This window comes from Streptomyces violaceusniger Tu 4113 (assembly GCF_000147815.2).
Classification (GTDB): Bacteria; Actinomycetota; Actinomycetes; order Streptomycetales; family Streptomycetaceae; genus Streptomyces; species Streptomyces violaceusniger_A.
This window is the reverse complement of sequence record NC_015957.1, coordinates 9,995,822-10,010,639: the sequence shown is the minus strand read 5'-3', so window position 1 is coordinate 10,010,639 and position 14,818 is coordinate 9,995,822. Positions and strand designations below refer to the sequence as shown.

The 14,818-nt window shown below is 71.4% G+C and carries 12 protein-coding genes; 9 read left to right on the top strand and 3 right to left on the bottom strand.

The features are described from left to right. Positions 1-56: 56 nt before the first annotated feature. Positions 57-1,820 carry a GMC family oxidoreductase gene (locus STRVI_RS40920; RefSeq protein WP_251983005.1) on the top strand — a complete coding sequence of 588 codons (1,764 nt, stop codon included), beginning with the start codon at positions 57-59 and terminating at the stop codon, positions 1,818-1,820. Positions 1,821-1,904: 84 nt separating this feature from the next. Here STRVI_RS40920 and STRVI_RS53865 read toward each other — a convergent pair whose 3' ends face one another. Then, positions 1,905-3,041, bottom strand: a complete 1,137-nt coding sequence (locus STRVI_RS53865; RefSeq protein WP_014061439.1) for an LAETG motif-containing sortase-dependent surface protein — start codon at positions 3,039-3,041, stop codon at positions 1,905-1,907. A 616-nt stretch (positions 3,042-3,657) separates the two neighbouring features. After that, on the bottom strand, positions 3,658-3,960 hold the full coding sequence (locus STRVI_RS40910) for a chorismate mutase (protein WP_014061438.1): 303 nt from the start codon (positions 3,958-3,960) through the stop codon (positions 3,658-3,660). Positions 3,961-4,246: 286 nt separating this feature from the next. On the opposite strand from STRVI_RS40910, the gene guaA reads away from it, so the two are divergent. The 5 genes from guaA (at position 4,247) to STRVI_RS40885 (ending at position 9,498) form a co-directional block, all read left to right on the top strand. Next, positions 4,247-5,833, top strand: a complete 1,587-nt coding sequence (gene guaA / locus STRVI_RS40905; protein WP_043237375.1) for a glutamine-hydrolyzing GMP synthase — start codon at positions 4,247-4,249, stop codon at positions 5,831-5,833. A gap of 139 nt (positions 5,834-5,972) precedes the next feature. Further along, the gene (locus tag STRVI_RS40900; protein WP_014061436.1) at positions 5,973-6,575 is read left to right on the top strand and encodes a Uma2 family endonuclease; all 603 of its coding nucleotides are present in this window, start codon (positions 5,973-5,975) and stop codon (positions 6,573-6,575) included. Between the two features lie 65 nt (positions 6,576-6,640). Continuing rightward, positions 6,641-7,438: a class II aldolase/adducin family protein gene (locus tag STRVI_RS40895; RefSeq protein ID WP_014061435.1), complete on the top strand. Its 798-nt coding sequence runs from the start codon at positions 6,641-6,643 to the stop codon at positions 7,436-7,438. A gap of 105 nt (positions 7,439-7,543) precedes the next feature. Next, positions 7,544-8,839 carry a hypothetical protein gene (locus STRVI_RS40890; RefSeq protein ID WP_014061434.1) on the top strand — a complete coding sequence of 432 codons (1,296 nt, stop codon included), beginning with the start codon at positions 7,544-7,546 and terminating at the stop codon, positions 8,837-8,839. Between the two features lie 77 nt (positions 8,840-8,916). Then, the gene (locus STRVI_RS40885) at positions 8,917-9,498 is read left to right on the top strand and encodes a DoxX family protein (RefSeq protein ID WP_014061433.1); all 582 of its coding nucleotides are present in this window, start codon (positions 8,917-8,919) and stop codon (positions 9,496-9,498) included. 79 nt (positions 9,499-9,577) lie between these two features. Here STRVI_RS40885 and STRVI_RS40880 read toward each other — a convergent pair whose 3' ends face one another. After that, the gene (locus tag STRVI_RS40880) at positions 9,578-11,455 is read right to left on the bottom strand and encodes a serine/threonine-protein kinase (RefSeq protein WP_014061432.1); all 1,878 of its coding nucleotides are present in this window, start codon (positions 11,453-11,455) and stop codon (positions 9,578-9,580) included. 123 nt (positions 11,456-11,578) lie between these two features. On the opposite strand from STRVI_RS40880, the gene STRVI_RS40875 reads away from it, so the two are divergent. The 3 genes from STRVI_RS40875 to STRVI_RS40865 all read left to right on the top strand — a co-directional run bounded on the left by STRVI_RS40875 (position 11,579) and on the right by STRVI_RS40865 (position 14,758). Then, on the top strand, positions 11,579-12,895 hold the full coding sequence (locus tag STRVI_RS40875; protein WP_043237368.1) for a PspC domain-containing protein: 1,317 nt from the start codon (positions 11,579-11,581) through the stop codon (positions 12,893-12,895). After that, positions 12,892-13,176 carry a hypothetical protein gene (locus STRVI_RS40870; protein ID WP_014061430.1) on the top strand — a complete coding sequence of 95 codons (285 nt, stop codon included), beginning with the start codon at positions 12,892-12,894 and terminating at the stop codon, positions 13,174-13,176. Before STRVI_RS40875 ends, STRVI_RS40870 begins: the two co-directional genes overlap by 4 nt. A gap of 304 nt (positions 13,177-13,480) precedes the next feature. Continuing rightward, a complete protein-coding gene (locus STRVI_RS40865) occupies positions 13,481-14,758 on the top strand; it encodes an ATP-binding protein (RefSeq protein WP_014061429.1) in 1,278 nt (425 codons plus the stop codon). Positions 14,759-14,818: the final 60 nt, after the last annotated feature.

Sequence of the window (14,818 nt, the reverse complement as noted above, 5' to 3'; positions counted from 1 at the left end):
ACCGCGGTGAACGCGGCGGTGACGATGACAGCGACGACGGCGAGTTCGACTACGACGTGATCGTGATCGGCTCGGGGTTCGGCGGGTCGGTATCGGCCCTGCGCCTGACCGAGAAGGGCTATCGGGTCGGCGTCCTGGAGGCGGGCCGCCGCTTCACCCCCGAAACCCTGCCCAGAAGCTCCTGGGACCTCCGCAACTACCTCTGGGCCCCGGCCCTCGGCTGCTTCGGCATCCAGCGCATCCATGTCCTCGGCAAGGTCATGGTGCTGGCGGGCGCCGGGGTCGGGGGCGGCTCGCTCAACTACGCCAACACGCTCTACGTACCGCCCGAGCCGTTCTTCCGGGACCGCCAGTGGGGGCACATCACCGACTGGCAGGAGGAATTGCGCCCTTACTACGACCAGGCGCGGCGGATGCTCGGGGCGCGCCTCAACCACACCCTCACCCCCTCCGACGTCCACCTCAAGGCGGCCGCCGAGAAGATGGGCGTGGGGGACACCTTCCATATGGCGCCCGTGGGGGTCTTCTTCGGGGACGGCCACGACGCCGACGGCGCCACGAGGGCCGAGCCGGGGCAGGCCGTGCCCGACCCGTACTTCGGCGGCTCCGGACCCACCCGTAAGGCGTGCACGGAGTGCGGTGAGTGCATGACCGGCTGCCGCCACGGCGCCAAGAACACCCTCAACGAGAACTATCTCCACCTCGCCGAACGGGCCGGTGCCGACGTCCACCCGATGACGACCGTCGTCGCCCTGTGCGACGATCCGCACGGCGGCTATACGGTCACCACCGTCCCGACCGACAACCGCCGTAAGGGCATGCCGAAGGCGCTGCGCTCCCGGTACGTCGTCCTCGCCGCCGGTACGTACGGCACCCAGACGCTGCTGCACACGATGCGGGACAAGGGGCTGCTGCCGCGCCTCTCGGAGCGGCTCGGCATCCTCACCCGCACCAACTCCGAGGCCCTGGTGGGCGCGCAGACCACCGACCGCCGCTACCGCCGGGCCCGGGGCGGGGCGGAGCGGGCGGACTTCACCCGGGGTGTCGCGATCACCTCGTCCGTCCACCCCGACGAGAACACCCATATCGAGCCGGTCCGCTACGGCAAGGGCTCCAACGCGATGGGGATGCTCTCCATCCTGCAGATCCCGCACGGTGGCCGACTGCCGCGCTGGCTGCGCTTCCTGGGCGCCAACCTCCGGCATCCCAGCCTGGCCGTGCGCTCACTGTCCAACCGCCGCTGGTCCGAGCGGACCATCATCGGCCTGGTCATGCAGACGCACGACAACTCGCTGACCACCTACCGCAAACCGAAGGGGCCCGGGAAGGGGCTGCTCACCGCCCGCCAGGGCCACGGCGAGCCCAACCCCGACCACATCCCCGAAGGCGCCGAGGCCGCCCGCCATATCGCCGACTCGATCAACGGCTTCGCGGGCAGCAACGTCGGCGAGCTCATGGGCACTCCGCTGACCGCCCACTTCCTCGGCGGCTGCCCGATCGGGGCGTCCCCGGAGGAGGGCGTCATCGACCCGTACCACCGGCTCTACGGCCATCCGGGCATCCATGTGGTCGACGGCGCCGCCGTCTCGGCCAACCTGGGCGTCAATCCGTCCCTGACCATCACGGCCCAGGCCGAGCGGGCGATGTCCCTGTGGCCCAACAAGGGCGAGCCCGACCCCCGCCCGTCTCCGGAGGCGCCGTACGAACGCCTCCAGCCCGTCCCGCCGGGCACCCCCGCCGTACCGGCGGACGCCTTCGGCGCCCTGAGGCTTCCCCTGCTGCCGGTGCCGAAGGTCCCGCCGAGCAGCCCCCCGGCCTGAGCGGAGGGGGCGGGGCGGGCCGGTGACCAGCCCGCCCCGCCCCCTAAAGCCATCGGCCCCAGGACCGTGCCGGACTCAGGAGCGTCAGACGGTGGCGCGACGGCGGCGGACCACGAAGACCGCGCCTCCGCCCGCGGCCATCGCCACACCGCCGATCAGGGCGATCATCGGCAGCGCCGAGGAGGAACCCGTTTCGGCCAGGCTGCCCTGCGGGCTGATCTCCGTGTTGCCTTCCGGCTTGTGCGGCAGCGGCTTCTTGCCGCCCTGCGGCTTCGGGTCGGCCGGCGGCACCTTGCCCGGCTCCGAACCCGCCTTCAGCACGTCGAACTCGTAGTACTCACCGGTCGAGTAGACGCAGTTGCCCTCGTCGTCCGCGTACACGCCGACGCTGATGGCGTAGCCGAAGCCCTCGGGCGCGCTCTTGGCGACGCTCAGCCGGAGGGCGACCGTAAGGGTCTCGTGCGGGCGCACATCGGTGTAGCCGATGTAGCCGGAGCCCGCGTCGTTCTCGTCGGTGGAGATCGCCTTCCAGGCGCCGGTCTCGGGGTCCTTGTACTGCAGGGTCAGGTACTTGCCCGTCCCGTCCGGGGCGGACTCGTGCACCGTGCCCGCGAAGAGCCCGAAGTCGATCCGCTGGTAGCTGCGGTCCGACTCGTTCTTCACCTGGAACGTGAAGCCGTGGAAGCCGCTGCCCGCCACGACCTTCGACGGCAGGCCGACCAGGGTCGTGCTGAGCTCCGGGTCCTCGTTGTAGTCCCCGTCGTCCGCACACTCGTCACCCGGCTCCGCGGTCGGCCCGGTGGTCGGCGTGGCGGTCTCGGTGGGGGTGCCGGAGGGGTCGGCGGGGGTCGGAGCCTGCGTGGCGCTGGTGGACGGCGCCGGGGTGGTCGGCGTGGGATCGGCGGTCGGAGTGGTCTCCGACGGCGACGGGTCCTGCGGAGACGGCGTGACCGTCTCGGAGGCGGACGGCGACGGGCTCTCGCTCGGCGTCTCCGCGAAGGCGGCGGGGGCCGCCAGGAGCGCGGCAGGGGCTATGGCGGCCGTCGCTGCGGCAGCCGCCAGGGCGCGGCGTAGCTTCATGAAGACCTCTTCCGGGTCCGTATGTATCCCCTGGGGGGCGATACGCATGTGGAGGGCCGTCGCGGTGGGGCGCGGGATGGCCGTGCTTTGCACGTACATGACCAGGCCGATGGCCGAAAGGTTGCCTTCACAGTTGCTCACAGAATGGTCACAGAATCTGCCACGGGAACTCGGCCCCGCACGTCATCACCCGTACGGCGGGTGACCGGCCCGTGCGGGGGCTCGTTGTGCCCGGTGCCGCGCCAGCCAGGAGCGGCCCGGAAAAATCCACGCGTGGCTCAGATCCGCCGAAGCGATGAGACGCGGCCCCTGTGGTGATTCAGGCGGCGCGTCGTGGGACCTCGCATCGGCGAGGTGACCGGTCGGCAGGGGACAGCAGCCCGGTCATCACCTCAAGAACGGTCGGTCCCGGGGACGCCTGGGGCCGACCGTATCCGGTCGAAACGGTTGCGCCCGGCGCTCCGCATCCACCACGATGCTGAGAGGGAGAACGCCCCCGGTCACACCCCGACATTGGTCCGACCACGCGGGCGTACGCCGTTTCAGACACCCCTGACATACGGCCCCAGAAGCCAGCGGCGCAACCCCCCGGCGCCGCCTCTCAGCACCGGCGCTGCCCTGAGCCGGTGCTGACCGCCTAGGGCCCCGGAGGCGCCCGCCCCGTTCGGGCGCCCCCGGGGCCCTTCGCTTGTTCGAGGGGCCCCTTCGTTCGGTGGGGAGGCCGGCCGCTGGGCCGCCCGGCCGAGAGGCAGCGGTGTCAGACCCGGCCCCGGCACAGCTCCAGCAGCGTCATGGCGAGCGTCGTACCGGGCTTGCCCAGCCGCTGCCGGTAGCGGTCGAGGATCTCCATCTCGCGGGAGAGCTGTACCCGCCGCCCGCCCGACGCGATCCGCGCCTCCTGGATGGCGGCCGAGACGGCCATCCGCTCCCGGACGAGATCGAGGATCTGCCCGTCGAGGGCGTCGATCCGCTCCCGCGCGCTGCCGATCACATCGGCGGCCCCCGTCCTCTCCGTGGCCGCGGTCTCCGTGCTCTCCGTCGCCGTACTGCTGCTGCTCATGTCCGTATCTCCTGGTCCGTGGTCGCGGAGCCCTGGAGCCCGGCAACGGCCCGGAGGAAAGACAGAGCGCCCCGGGCCTTTGCCGGCCCGGGGCGCCTGGGAAGTCGCTGTCAGTGTTTACGCAGCACGACCATGGCAGCCGGACGGGCCGGTGCCATAGGTAAAGACGAAGGTCATGTGCGTGGACATGGCGTCGATTATGAGCCCGTTAGAATCGAAAGTCCAAACCTGCGGTACCGCCGCAGACGGTTCCACCGCACGCCACCACCGCCGGAAGGCCGCCGAAGTGCCATCAGCGTCCCCTGCTGCCGCCCCCGACACCGTCCTGGTCGTCGACTTCGGCGCGCAGTACGCCCAGCTCATCGCCCGCAGGGTCCGTGAGGCCCGGGTCTACAGCGAGATCGTTCCGTCCACCATGCCGGTGGCCGAGATGCTCGCCAAGAACCCCAAGGCGATCATCCTCTCCGGCGGCCCCTCGTCGGTCTACGCCGAGGGCGCGCCCTCGCTCGATGCCGCGATCTTCGGGGCGGGCGTCCCGGTCTTCGGCATGTGCTACGGCTTCCAGCTCATGGCCAGGGCCCTCGGCGGCACCGTGGACAACACCGGGGCGCGGGAGTACGGCCGTACGGCGCTCACCGTCACCAAGCAGGGCTCGACGCTCTTCGCGGGCACCCCCGAGGACCAGCAGGTGTGGATGTCGCACGGCGACGCCTGCTCCCAGGCCCCCGAGGGCTTCACCGTCACCGCGTCCACCGATGTGGTCCCGGTCGCGGCCTTCGAATGCGATGAGCGCAGGCTGTACGGCGTACAGCACCACCCCGAGGTGATGCACTCCACCCACGGCCAGCAGGTGCTGGAGCACTTCCTCTACCGGGGCGCCGGTCTGGAGCCCACCTGGACGACCACCAACGTCGTCGAGGAGTCCGTGGCCGCGATCCGTGAGCAGGTCGGCACCAAGCGCGCGATCTGCGGATTGTCCGGCGGAGTGGACTCCGCGGTGGCCGCCGCCCTCGTCCAGAAGGCCATCGGCGACCAGCTGACCTGCGTGTACGTGGACCACGGCCTGATGCGCAAGGGCGAGTCCGAGCAGGTCGAGAAGGACTTCGTGGCGGCCACCGGGGTGCAGCTCAAGGTCGTCGAGGCCGAGGAGCGGTTCCTGTCCGCGCTCGCCGGGGTGTCCGACCCCGAGGAGAAGCGGAAGATCATCGGCCGGGAGTTCATCCGGGTCTTCGAGCAGGCCCAGGCCGAGCTGGTGGCCGAGGCGGGCGCGGCCGGGGAGGACGTGGAGTTCCTGGTCCAGGGCACGCTCTACCCCGACGTCGTGGAGTCCGGCGGCGGCTCCGGCACCGCCAACATCAAGTCCCACCACAATGTGGGCGGACTGCCCGACGACATCGAGTTCCAGCTCGTCGAGCCGCTGCGCCGGCTGTTCAAGGACGAGGTGCGGATGGTCGGCCAGGAGCTCGGCCTCCCGGACGAGATCGTCCACCGCCAGCCCTTCCCGGGCCCGGGCCTGGGCATCCGCATCGTCGGCGAGGTCAACAAGGAGCGCCTGGACCTGCTGCGCGAGGCCGACGCCATCGCCCGCGAGGAGCTGACCGCCGCTGGTCTGGACCGCGACATCTGGCAGTGCCCGGTGGTCCTGCTCGCCGACGTCCGCTCGGTCGGCGTCCAGGGCGACGGCCGCACCTACGGTCACCCGATCGTGCTGCGCCCGGTCTCCTCGGAGGACGCGATGACGGCGGACTGGTCGCGGCTGCCGTACGACGTGCTGTCGCGGATCTCCACCCGCATCACGAATGAGGTCGACCAGGTCAACCGGGTGGTGCTGGACATCACCAGCAAGCCGCCCGGCACCATCGAGTGGGAGTGACCGCCACGCTCCTTCCGGGTCGGATGGTCATCTGATCGTCAAACGCCGTCGCCGTCGCTCATTCGTTTGAGTGGCGGCGTCGGCGTTCGGGCTGGGTACTCTGACCGCAGAGGCGAGACTCCGTCCCATGGGAGCAATCATGAGCGCCGCACGCGAGTACGGGCTGGACGAGCAGTACGAGTGGGCCCGCCCGCCGCAGGGCGGCTGGACGGCGGACGACCTCGACCGGCTTCCGAATCTTCCTCCGCACACGGAGCTGATCGACGGGAGTCTCGTCCTCGTGAGTCCGCAGACCGCATTCCACGCACGTGCCATGCGGCTATTCGAGTTCGCCCTGCTGGACCAGGCACCGGACGCGTTGGACGTCATGCGGGAGATGACAGTCAAGCTGGACGACATCAACCGCCTGGAACCCGATGTCTTGGTCCTTCGGGCCGGTGCGGATGCCGGGCCCCGCCACACCTGTTACAGGGTGGAGGATCTCGTGCTGGCCATCGAAGTGGTGTCGCTGGACTCCAAGGCGCGTGACCGTGAGGTCAAGCCACGCAAGTACGCCGGTGCGGGCGTGCCGCATTTCTGGCGGGTGGAGGACGACTGCGGCCTCCCCGTGGTCTACGTCTATGAGCTCGATCCCGCTGTTAAGGCGTACCAACCCGCCGGCGTATACCACGACAAGCTCACCCTGACCGTTCCGTTCCCCATCGAGATCGACCTCACCGCGATCAATCGCCGTAGGCCCTGACTCTGGCCTCCTGCGATACCCAGAGGTAGCTTCCGCTTCAGCACCCCCGAGGAGCGGAGCTGCCGATGACGGACCAGCCGCAGACCCCCACCCCGATACCGACCGACAAGCTGCGGTTCACCATGCCCCCGCAGCACGCCTCGCCCCATGACGAGCGCCGCTATCGCAAGGAGCGGCTGGCGGCGGCGCTGCGCCTGTTCGGGCGGTTCGGGTACGAGGAGGGGGTCGCGGGGCACATCACCGTGCGGGACCCGGAATTCACCGACTGCTACTGGGTGAACCCTTTCGGCATGCCCTTCGGCCATATCACCGGGAGCGATCTGCTCCTCGTCAATCAGGCGGGCCAGGTGGTGGAGGGGCGCTCCCACGTCAACCAGGCGGCCTTTGTCGTTCACTCTTCCGTGCATCAGGCGCGGCCGGACGTCGTGGCCGTCGCGCACAGCCGCTCCGTGCACGGCCGCGCGCTGGCCGCGCTCGGCGAGCCGCTGGAGCCGATCACCCAGGAGGTCTGCGCGTTCTTCGAGGACCACGCGGTCTACGGGGGCACCACGGGCGTCGTCGTGGACGAGGACGAGGGGCGCGCGATCGCCGCCGCGCTCGGCGGGTACAAGGCCCTCATCCTGCGCAATCGCGGTCTGCTGACGGTCGGGGACTCGGTCGACGCGGCCGCGTGGTGGTTCATCACGATGGAGCGGGCCGCCCAGGTGCAGCTCACCGCGAAGGCGTCGGGCAAGCCGGTGCCCATCGACTACGGCGACGCGATGCGGACGCGCGAGCAGCTAGGAAACGATCTTGTGGCCTGGATCAACTATCAACCCCTGTATCTGCAGATCACCCGCGATGAGCCGGACCTGCTGAGCTGACACCCTCCGCGGTGCGGCACAATCCCCTCTCAATAGCTGTCAGTTGAGCGGTGCCGCGCGAACCCGCGGTCCCGTACGGAACGAGTGAACGACGGAGCGACCCGCGTGGCGGTGGAGACGGCGGAGAACGCCACGACGGCAGAAGGACAGCACCCCCATGGGCATCCCCACGGCCACACGGGCTGTGAATGCTCTCAGGGGGCCCGTGAGGGCCATCGGCGGGCCGTGGCCGCGTTCGTGGCCCTGCGGGAGCGTTTCGCGGCCGGAGAGGGCCTTCCAGCGGCTCTCGTCCACTCGGCGGGGGCGTCCCGGCAGTGGGTCTCGGACGAGCTGTCCCAGGCGGCCCGCTCGGTCGCCGACAGCGGCCGCGCCGAGACCTCGGCATGGCGGCACCGGGTGTGGCGGCGCACCGTGTTCGTGGTGTGGGGCGCGGTCGGGGTGCTGCTGATCGGCCAGTTGGCCACCGCCATCGGCGCGGGCTGGACAGTCGCCCGGACGGCCGGGCTCACCGCCGCCGTGGTCACCGCCGCGCTGCTGACCCTCACCGCCCGGCTGCACCGCGCGGACGGCGGCCCGCTCGCCCCGCTCGTCGGCGAGGACAACCGCCTCTCCACCTCCCGCGCCGTCGCCGCCGCCTGGCTGCTGATCGCGGTCTTCGCGGTGCTGGTGCTCGGCGTCGAACTGGCCGTGGACCCCGGCGACCGGCAGCGGCTGACCGACGGGCTGGCCCTGGACCATGCCGCCGGGCTCCTTACGGTCGCCGCGTTGACGTGTGTGACCGCGGTGCTGGCGCGGCTCGTGGTGGCGGCCCGGGTGCGGGAGCAGCGCCTGCAGAAGGTGCGGGCCGTGCGCCCGCGCGCCGCCGATCTGCTGACCGACGACGCGGGCCGCGGCAGCTTCGCCGATGTGCAGTACGTCGTCGTCCACACCGCGGCCCTCGCCTTCACCGCCGTCCGCCTGGGCCGCGAGCCGTGGCGGCTGCCCGATGTGCCGTGGGGCCTGGCGCTGCTGGCGGTCGTATCGGTGGTGATGTACCTGACCGGGAAGTACGCGGAGGGCGGCCGGCCGGCCGTGCTGTCCGTCGTACGGGTCCGCCCCGAGGAGGGCGCCATCGACCGCGACGCCCCGATCCGCACCGGTGACGACATCGAGATCCGCGGCAGCGGCTTCGTCCCGCCCGGCGCCCAGGACCCGGACCGGCTGGCCAAGTTGGTCGTCCGCATCGGCACGGTGCACGTCCATGTGCCGCTGGTCCCGGTCGCCGGAGGCTTCAGCAGCCCGACGGACACCGCGCTCACGGTGCCGGTCCCGGTGGACGTGGAGCCGGGCCGGGTGGATGTCCAGGTTGTGACGGCCTCGGGCGCGGAGACCAACCCCTATCCCATCGATGTTATGGACTGAGTCGTTCCGGCCTGCCGCTCCGTATGGTTTTGTCGAACGCGCAACGAAATAGCGGCGCGACGGGAGAGGCGGGCGGCATGAGACACGCGGATCGTATGGCCGGTTCGGGAACGGCGGGCAGCGGCGGCAGCGTGCACGGGGTGAGCAGCGTGAACGGCATAGGCGGGCAGCAGCCCGTGGGAGTTCGGGCCACGGCCGCCCGTTACGCGCTGCTGCCACTGCGGATCTTCCTCGGCGTCACCTTCGTCTACGCCGGGATCGACAAACTCACCGACTCGGCCTTCCTGTCCGACTCGGGCACCGGCTCGATCGGCGAGCTGATGCGTCAGGTGCGCGACACCTCGGCCCTGCCGTGGATGGTCGACCAGGCCCTCAAGGACCCCACCGCCTTCGGCTACGCCATGGCCTACGGCGAACTGGCCGTCGGCCTCGGCATCCTGGTGGGCCTCCTCTCCCGCCTGGCCGCCTTCGGCGGCGCGCTGATCTCGCTGAGCCTGTGGCTCACGGTCAGCTGGCAGTCGGACCCCTACTACTACGGCAACGACCTGGCCTATCTGATGGCGTGGCTGCCGCTGGTGCTGGCGGGGGCGCCGTATCTCTCCCTGGACGTCGTCATCTCCAGGCGCCGGCGCCGGCAGGGCACGCAGCTCTTCACGTAGGACGTGAGGCTTTGCGCAGGACCTATAGGGCGCGTGACGCTTCGCGCAGGGCGTGGCCGGGGCCCCGGGCCCCGGCCCGTCAGCTCAGGATGCGGAAGCCGTCCCGGACCTCGTCGAAGATCGGCCGGTAGGTGCCCCAGTCCGCGTCCGGGCCGCTCAGGTAGATCGCGTACTCCTTCTCGCCCTCCTTGCCGAAGCCGAGGTCGATCGCGCGGTACATCCGGACCTCGCCGCGGAACTTGAACTCCCAGATGGCGGCCGGCAAGCCCTGGTACTTCGTCTCCTGCAGCCGCAACCGCTCGTAGATCGGGTATGCCTTCTTGTCCTTGAACCCGACCTCGAGGTCCTCGAAGTGCTGGACCTGGTCACCGGAGGCGAAGTCCAGGACGTTGATCCGCAGACCCACCAGCCCGTTGGGGGCGAGGTAGCGGACCTCCTGGGTGCGGTCGACCGTGTTGCCGTCGGGGTCGGACTGCTCCTGGCGTGTCCAGCCGTCGGGGATGGGGAGGGAGAAGCCGAACTTCTTCTCGGTGACGATGTGGTAGCCGGACGGCGGGGTGTACGGCTTGTTCGCGGCGGACGACGGCGTGTCCGTGGCGGAGGACTGCCCTCCGTCCTTCTTCTGGCCGTTGTCGTGGTCGAGGCCGAACAGATAGACGCCGCCCGCCACGGTCACGACCGCCAGGGAGGCCGCCACGGCCGTCCGCACCGCCTTACGGCTCTTGCGCGCCGGGGCGGGAGCGGGCGGGGGCACCGGCGTCGGTGTCGGTGTCGTCATGGATGGCGTCGACGCGGTGAACGGCGTGGACGTGGGCGGGGTGTGCTGCTGCCCGGGGATGTTCCCGGTGCCCGGCATGTTCCCGGTGCCCGGGGTGTTCCCCGTGCCCGGGGGGTGGTGCGGAAGCCGTGGGTCCGACGGGTACGGAGTGCTCGGTGTGTGCTGGGCGTTCGGTGCGCTCGGCGCGTGCGGCGTGCTCGGTGTGTGGGCCGTGTGTGAATACGGGGTCGATGTCGTGGGCGGGTTCGGCGAGCCGTTGGATGTGGTGCTCGTGGTCCCGCCCGTGGCCGCGCCGGGCTCCCGTCGCGTCGACAGATTCATGGTCGCGTCGATCGGCGGCGTCGACAGCGATGTCGTCTCCGCCTCCGCCGCGGGCAGCCGCAGCGCCCGTTCGGTTTCCTCCGCCGAGGGCCGCAGTTCCGGCTCCTTCGCCAGCAGGTGCTCGATCAGCGGACCCAGCGCCCCCGCCTGTGTGGGCGGGTCCAGCGGATCGACGGCGATCGCGTAACCCGTCTCGATCGCCGTGGCCTTACGGAACGGCGGCCGCCCCTCGACCGCCTGGTAGAGCGTCGCCCCCAGCGCCCAGAGGTCGGACGCGGGGCCGGGCTTGCGGCCCCTGACCCGCTCGGGCGCGATGTAGTCGATGGAGCCGACGACCTCGCCGGTCTTGGTCAGCGTCGAGGTGCCGGTGGCCATCGCGATGCCGAAGTCCGTGAGCACGACCCGGCCTTCGGGGCCGAGCAGCACATTGCCGGGCTTGACGTCCCGGTGCAGCACCCCGGCCGCATGCGCGGCGCGCAGGGCGGCGATCATGCCGCGGCCGATGCGGGCGGCCTCGTCGGGGGCGACCCGTTGGCCGTTCTTCAGCAGGTCGGCGAGGGTCGTGGAGGGCACGTACTCCATGACGATGCACGGCAGTCCGTAGTGGTCCACCACGTCATGGACCACGACCACATTGGGGTGGGTGATGCGGGCCGCGCTGCGCGCCTCGCGGCGGGTGCGTTCGTGCAGCGTCGTCAGCTCGTCCTCGGCGAGGTGCGGAGAGACGTAGAGCTGCTTGACCGCCACCTGGCGGCCCAGCAGTTCGTCCTCCGCGCGCCACACCGTGCCCATGCCGCCCCGGCCGATCTTCTCGACCAGGCGGTAACGTCCGGCTATCAGGTGGCCTTCGTCCGACACCGCTGTCCCCTCCCACACGTTCGATGCGACACGATAGCCGCCGTGACCCTCGGGGAGATCTCAGGGAAAGACCTAGGGGCATGCCGGATGTCGCGGGTACGGCCCTGTTGTCACCATGGAGGCATGACCGAAGCACCCACCGTGGCGGACGAGGCCGAGACCGCGTCCGGTTCCCGCCTGTCACAGTCGCCACTGCGGCGCAGTCGTGACCATAAGGTGATCTCGGGGGTGTGCGGAGGGCTCGGCCGCTACTGCGATCTGGACCCGGTGATCTTCCGGGTGGTGCTGTCGGTGCTGGGCGTAGCGGGCGGCCTCGGCCTGATCGTCTACGGCTTCTGCTGGCTGCTGATCCCGTTCCACGGCGAGGACGAGAACGAGGGGCGCAGGCTGCTCTCGGGGCGGGTCGAGGGCCCGGGGCTGACGGCGGTGCTGGTGGCGCTGGTGGGCTGTGGGCTGTTCCTGTCGATGCTCAACAACGGCGGCGTCATGTACTTCTCGTTCATGCTCGCCCTCGCGGCGGCCGGTGCGGGCTACTGGTCGCACCACCGCCGCCAGGCGGTGAGCGTGGGCGCGGTGGACCCGGCCACGGCCCAGGCGGTCGCCGACGCGCCGCCCGAGACCAAGGCCCCGCCCACGCGCGGCGGCCCCGCCCCGTCCTGGTGGCGCGACCCGATCGTCAAGGACGGTACGACCGGGCCGCTCGGCTTCGCCTCGGGGTCCGGCGCCGGGTCGCGTACCGGCTATCTGTGGGGGCCGGACGACGGCCCGTACGACAAGGCGGAGGCGAAGGCGGAGCGGGCCCGCCGGGTGCGGGACCGGGCGTCCATCGGCGGCTGGGCCTTCCTGGTGGCGGTCGCCGCCGCCGTGGTGGGGGCGCGGGCGGGGTGGTCCTCGCAGCCGCTGGGCACCAGCCTCGAGATCGGGTTCGCCTGCGCGCTGGGCGTCTTCGGGCTCGCTCTCGTCATCAGCTCCCGCTGGGGCCGCGCCGGCGGCGGCACGGTGTTCCTCGCGCTCCTTACGAGCGTGCTGCTGGCGGGCGCGGCGGCCCTCCCCGATTCCGTCACCCCCGACTGGGCCCGCCGCACCTGGGCCCCGACCTCCGTGAACTCCCTGCGCGGCGGCTATGAGCTGGGCGGCGGGGTCGCCGAGTTGAAGCTGGACCGCCTGCCCCTGGAAGCGGGCAGCACCGTCTCCAGCCGGGTGGAGATGGGCGCGGGCAAGCTGGCCGTGACCGTCCCGCGCGACGCCCGGGTGAAGCTGGACATCGAGGTCGGGATCGGCGACATCTGGCTTCCGGACGAGAAGACGAACAACGTCGACATCGGGCCGGGCCGGGAGCGCAAGCTCACCCTGGGCCCGGCGGGCGGCGGCAAGGCCGAAGGGACGGTCTCGCTGAAGCTGGAGCTGGGGCTGGGCACCGTGGAGGTGAAGCGATCATGAGGCGCCATTCATTCGGTCATTCGTTCGACCACTCGCTCGGTCACTCGGCCCCCGACCGGACCCGCCATGCGTTCGAACCGGGCAAGCTGGTGGCCGGTCTGGTCATCCTGGGTGTGGCTGCCGCGTACGGGATGGACGCGGCCGGAGAGTGGGACGTCCGCCCGGAGATCGTCCTCCCGGCGCTCCTGGGCGGCCTGTGCGTGGCGGCCCTGACCTCGGCCCTCACCTATGCCGTCCGCCGCCGGTCGCGGCGTGCCACCCCTGAGGAGGGCCAGGACTGAGGGGGAGGGCTGAGCGCGGGGGCCTGAGGGCGGGGCCTGAGGGCGGGGGTTGAGGGGGAAGCCTGAGGGCGCCGGCGGGGCGGTGGCCGGGCGCATGTGTGGGTGTGTGGGGATGTGTGTGGGTGTATCGGGTGTATGTGGATGTCTTGAGGGGGCTGCGGGGAGGGGCCCCGGGCGGCCGGGGTCGGGGACCCGGGGAGGGACCCCGGGCGGCCGGGGTCGGGGCACGACCGGGCGCCGGGTCGGGGAACGATCAGGGGCGACCCTGATACCCACTGTCGGCCGGACGTGTGACGATCGAGCCATGACCGCCGCCGTGCCCCCTACGACCCCCGAGCCACCCCCGCGCAAGCTCTACCGCAGTGCCGAGGGCCGCCTCCTCGGCGGTGTGGCGCGAGGGCTCGCGGGGCATCTCGGGCTGCCGGTCCTGTGGGTGCGGATCGTCTTCGTCGCGTTGTTCATGGCGGAGGGGTTCGGCGCGCTCGTCTACGCGCTCTTCTGGTTCATCGTCCCGCTCGGCGTCGGCGGCGTGGAGACGATGGCCACCCGCCCGCTCACCACCGTGGGCCCCGACGGCCGCCGCCGGATCCTGGCGCGCAGGCCGGAGCGGGGCCAGATCATCGCGCTGGTCGCCCTCTGCGTCGGCATGGGCATCTTCATCCAGGGTTTCCACCTCGGCCGCGCCAACACCTATATCTGGCCGCTCCTCCTCATCGGCGCGGGCGTGGCCCTCTTCTGGCGCCAGGCGGACAACGCGCGCCGCGCCCAGTGGGTCGAGCTCAGCCGCAGCAAGCGGGTCCTGCCGCTGGCCCGTGGCGCCGCGGGGGTCGTGCTGGTGGCCGCCGGGGTGTCCGGGATCGTCGTCCTGCAGGGTTCGGCCAAGCACCTGGGGGCCGTACTGCAGGCGGCCCTGGCCGTTCTCGTCGGCATCGCGCTGCTGGTGGGCCCGTATGTGGTGCGGATGACGCAGGACCTCTCGGAGGAACGGCTGATGCGCATCCGCGCGCAGGAGCGGGCGGAGGTGGCGGCCCACGTCCACGACTCCGTGCTGCACACCCTCACCCTGATCCAGCGGAACGCGGAGGAGCCCCGGGAGGTGGCCCGGCTCGCCCGCGCCCAGGAGCGGGAGCTGCGCGCGTGGCTCTACCGGCCGGAGGGCACGGGCAAGGACGAGGCCGAGGAGCCGGACACCCTCGCGGAGGCGGTGAAGAAGACGGCGGCGGAGGTCGAGGACCACCACGGCGTCCCGATCGAGGTGGTGGTGGTCGGCGACTGCCCGCTGGACGAGAGACTGAGCGCACAGATACAGGCGGCGCGCGAGGCGATGGTCAACGCGGCCAAGTACGGTGGCGACGGCGGGGCCGTCCAGGTCTTCGCCGAGGTCGAGGGGGCGACGGTGTTCATCTCCGTCCGCGACCGCGGCCCCGGTTTCGACGTGGACGCGGTGCCGGAGGACCGGATGGGCGTACGCGAGTCGATCATCGGCCGGATGCAGCGGAACGGCGGCACGGCCCGGCTGAGATCAGCGCCGGACGGGGGCACGGAAGTGGAGCTGGAGATGGAGAGGGCGGCGACGACATGACCGACGCGTATGGCCTGCCGGCCGGTAACCCAGGCGGCGAGAGCGGCCCTGCCGCGCCAG

Coding starts and splice junctions, on each gene's coding strand:
- STRVI_RS40900 (WP_014061436.1), top strand. CDS start 5,973: ATGAGCGCCGCACGCGAGTACGGGCTGGACGAGCAGTACGAGTGGGCC.
- STRVI_RS40870 (WP_014061430.1), top strand. CDS start 12,892: ATGAGGCGCCATTCATTCGGTCATTCGTTCGACCACTCGCTCGGTCAC.
- STRVI_RS40910 (WP_014061438.1), bottom strand. CDS start 3,960: ATGAGCAGCAGCAGTACGGCGACGGAGAGCACGGAGACCGCGGCCACG.
- STRVI_RS40885 (WP_014061433.1), top strand. CDS start 8,917: ATGAGACACGCGGATCGTATGGCCGGTTCGGGAACGGCGGGCAGCGGC.
- STRVI_RS40875 (WP_043237368.1), top strand. CDS start 11,579: ATGACCGAAGCACCCACCGTGGCGGACGAGGCCGAGACCGCGTCCGGT.
- STRVI_RS40865 (WP_014061429.1), top strand. CDS start 13,481: ATGACCGCCGCCGTGCCCCCTACGACCCCCGAGCCACCCCCGCGCAAG.
- STRVI_RS40895 (WP_014061435.1), top strand. CDS start 6,641: ATGACGGACCAGCCGCAGACCCCCACCCCGATACCGACCGACAAGCTG.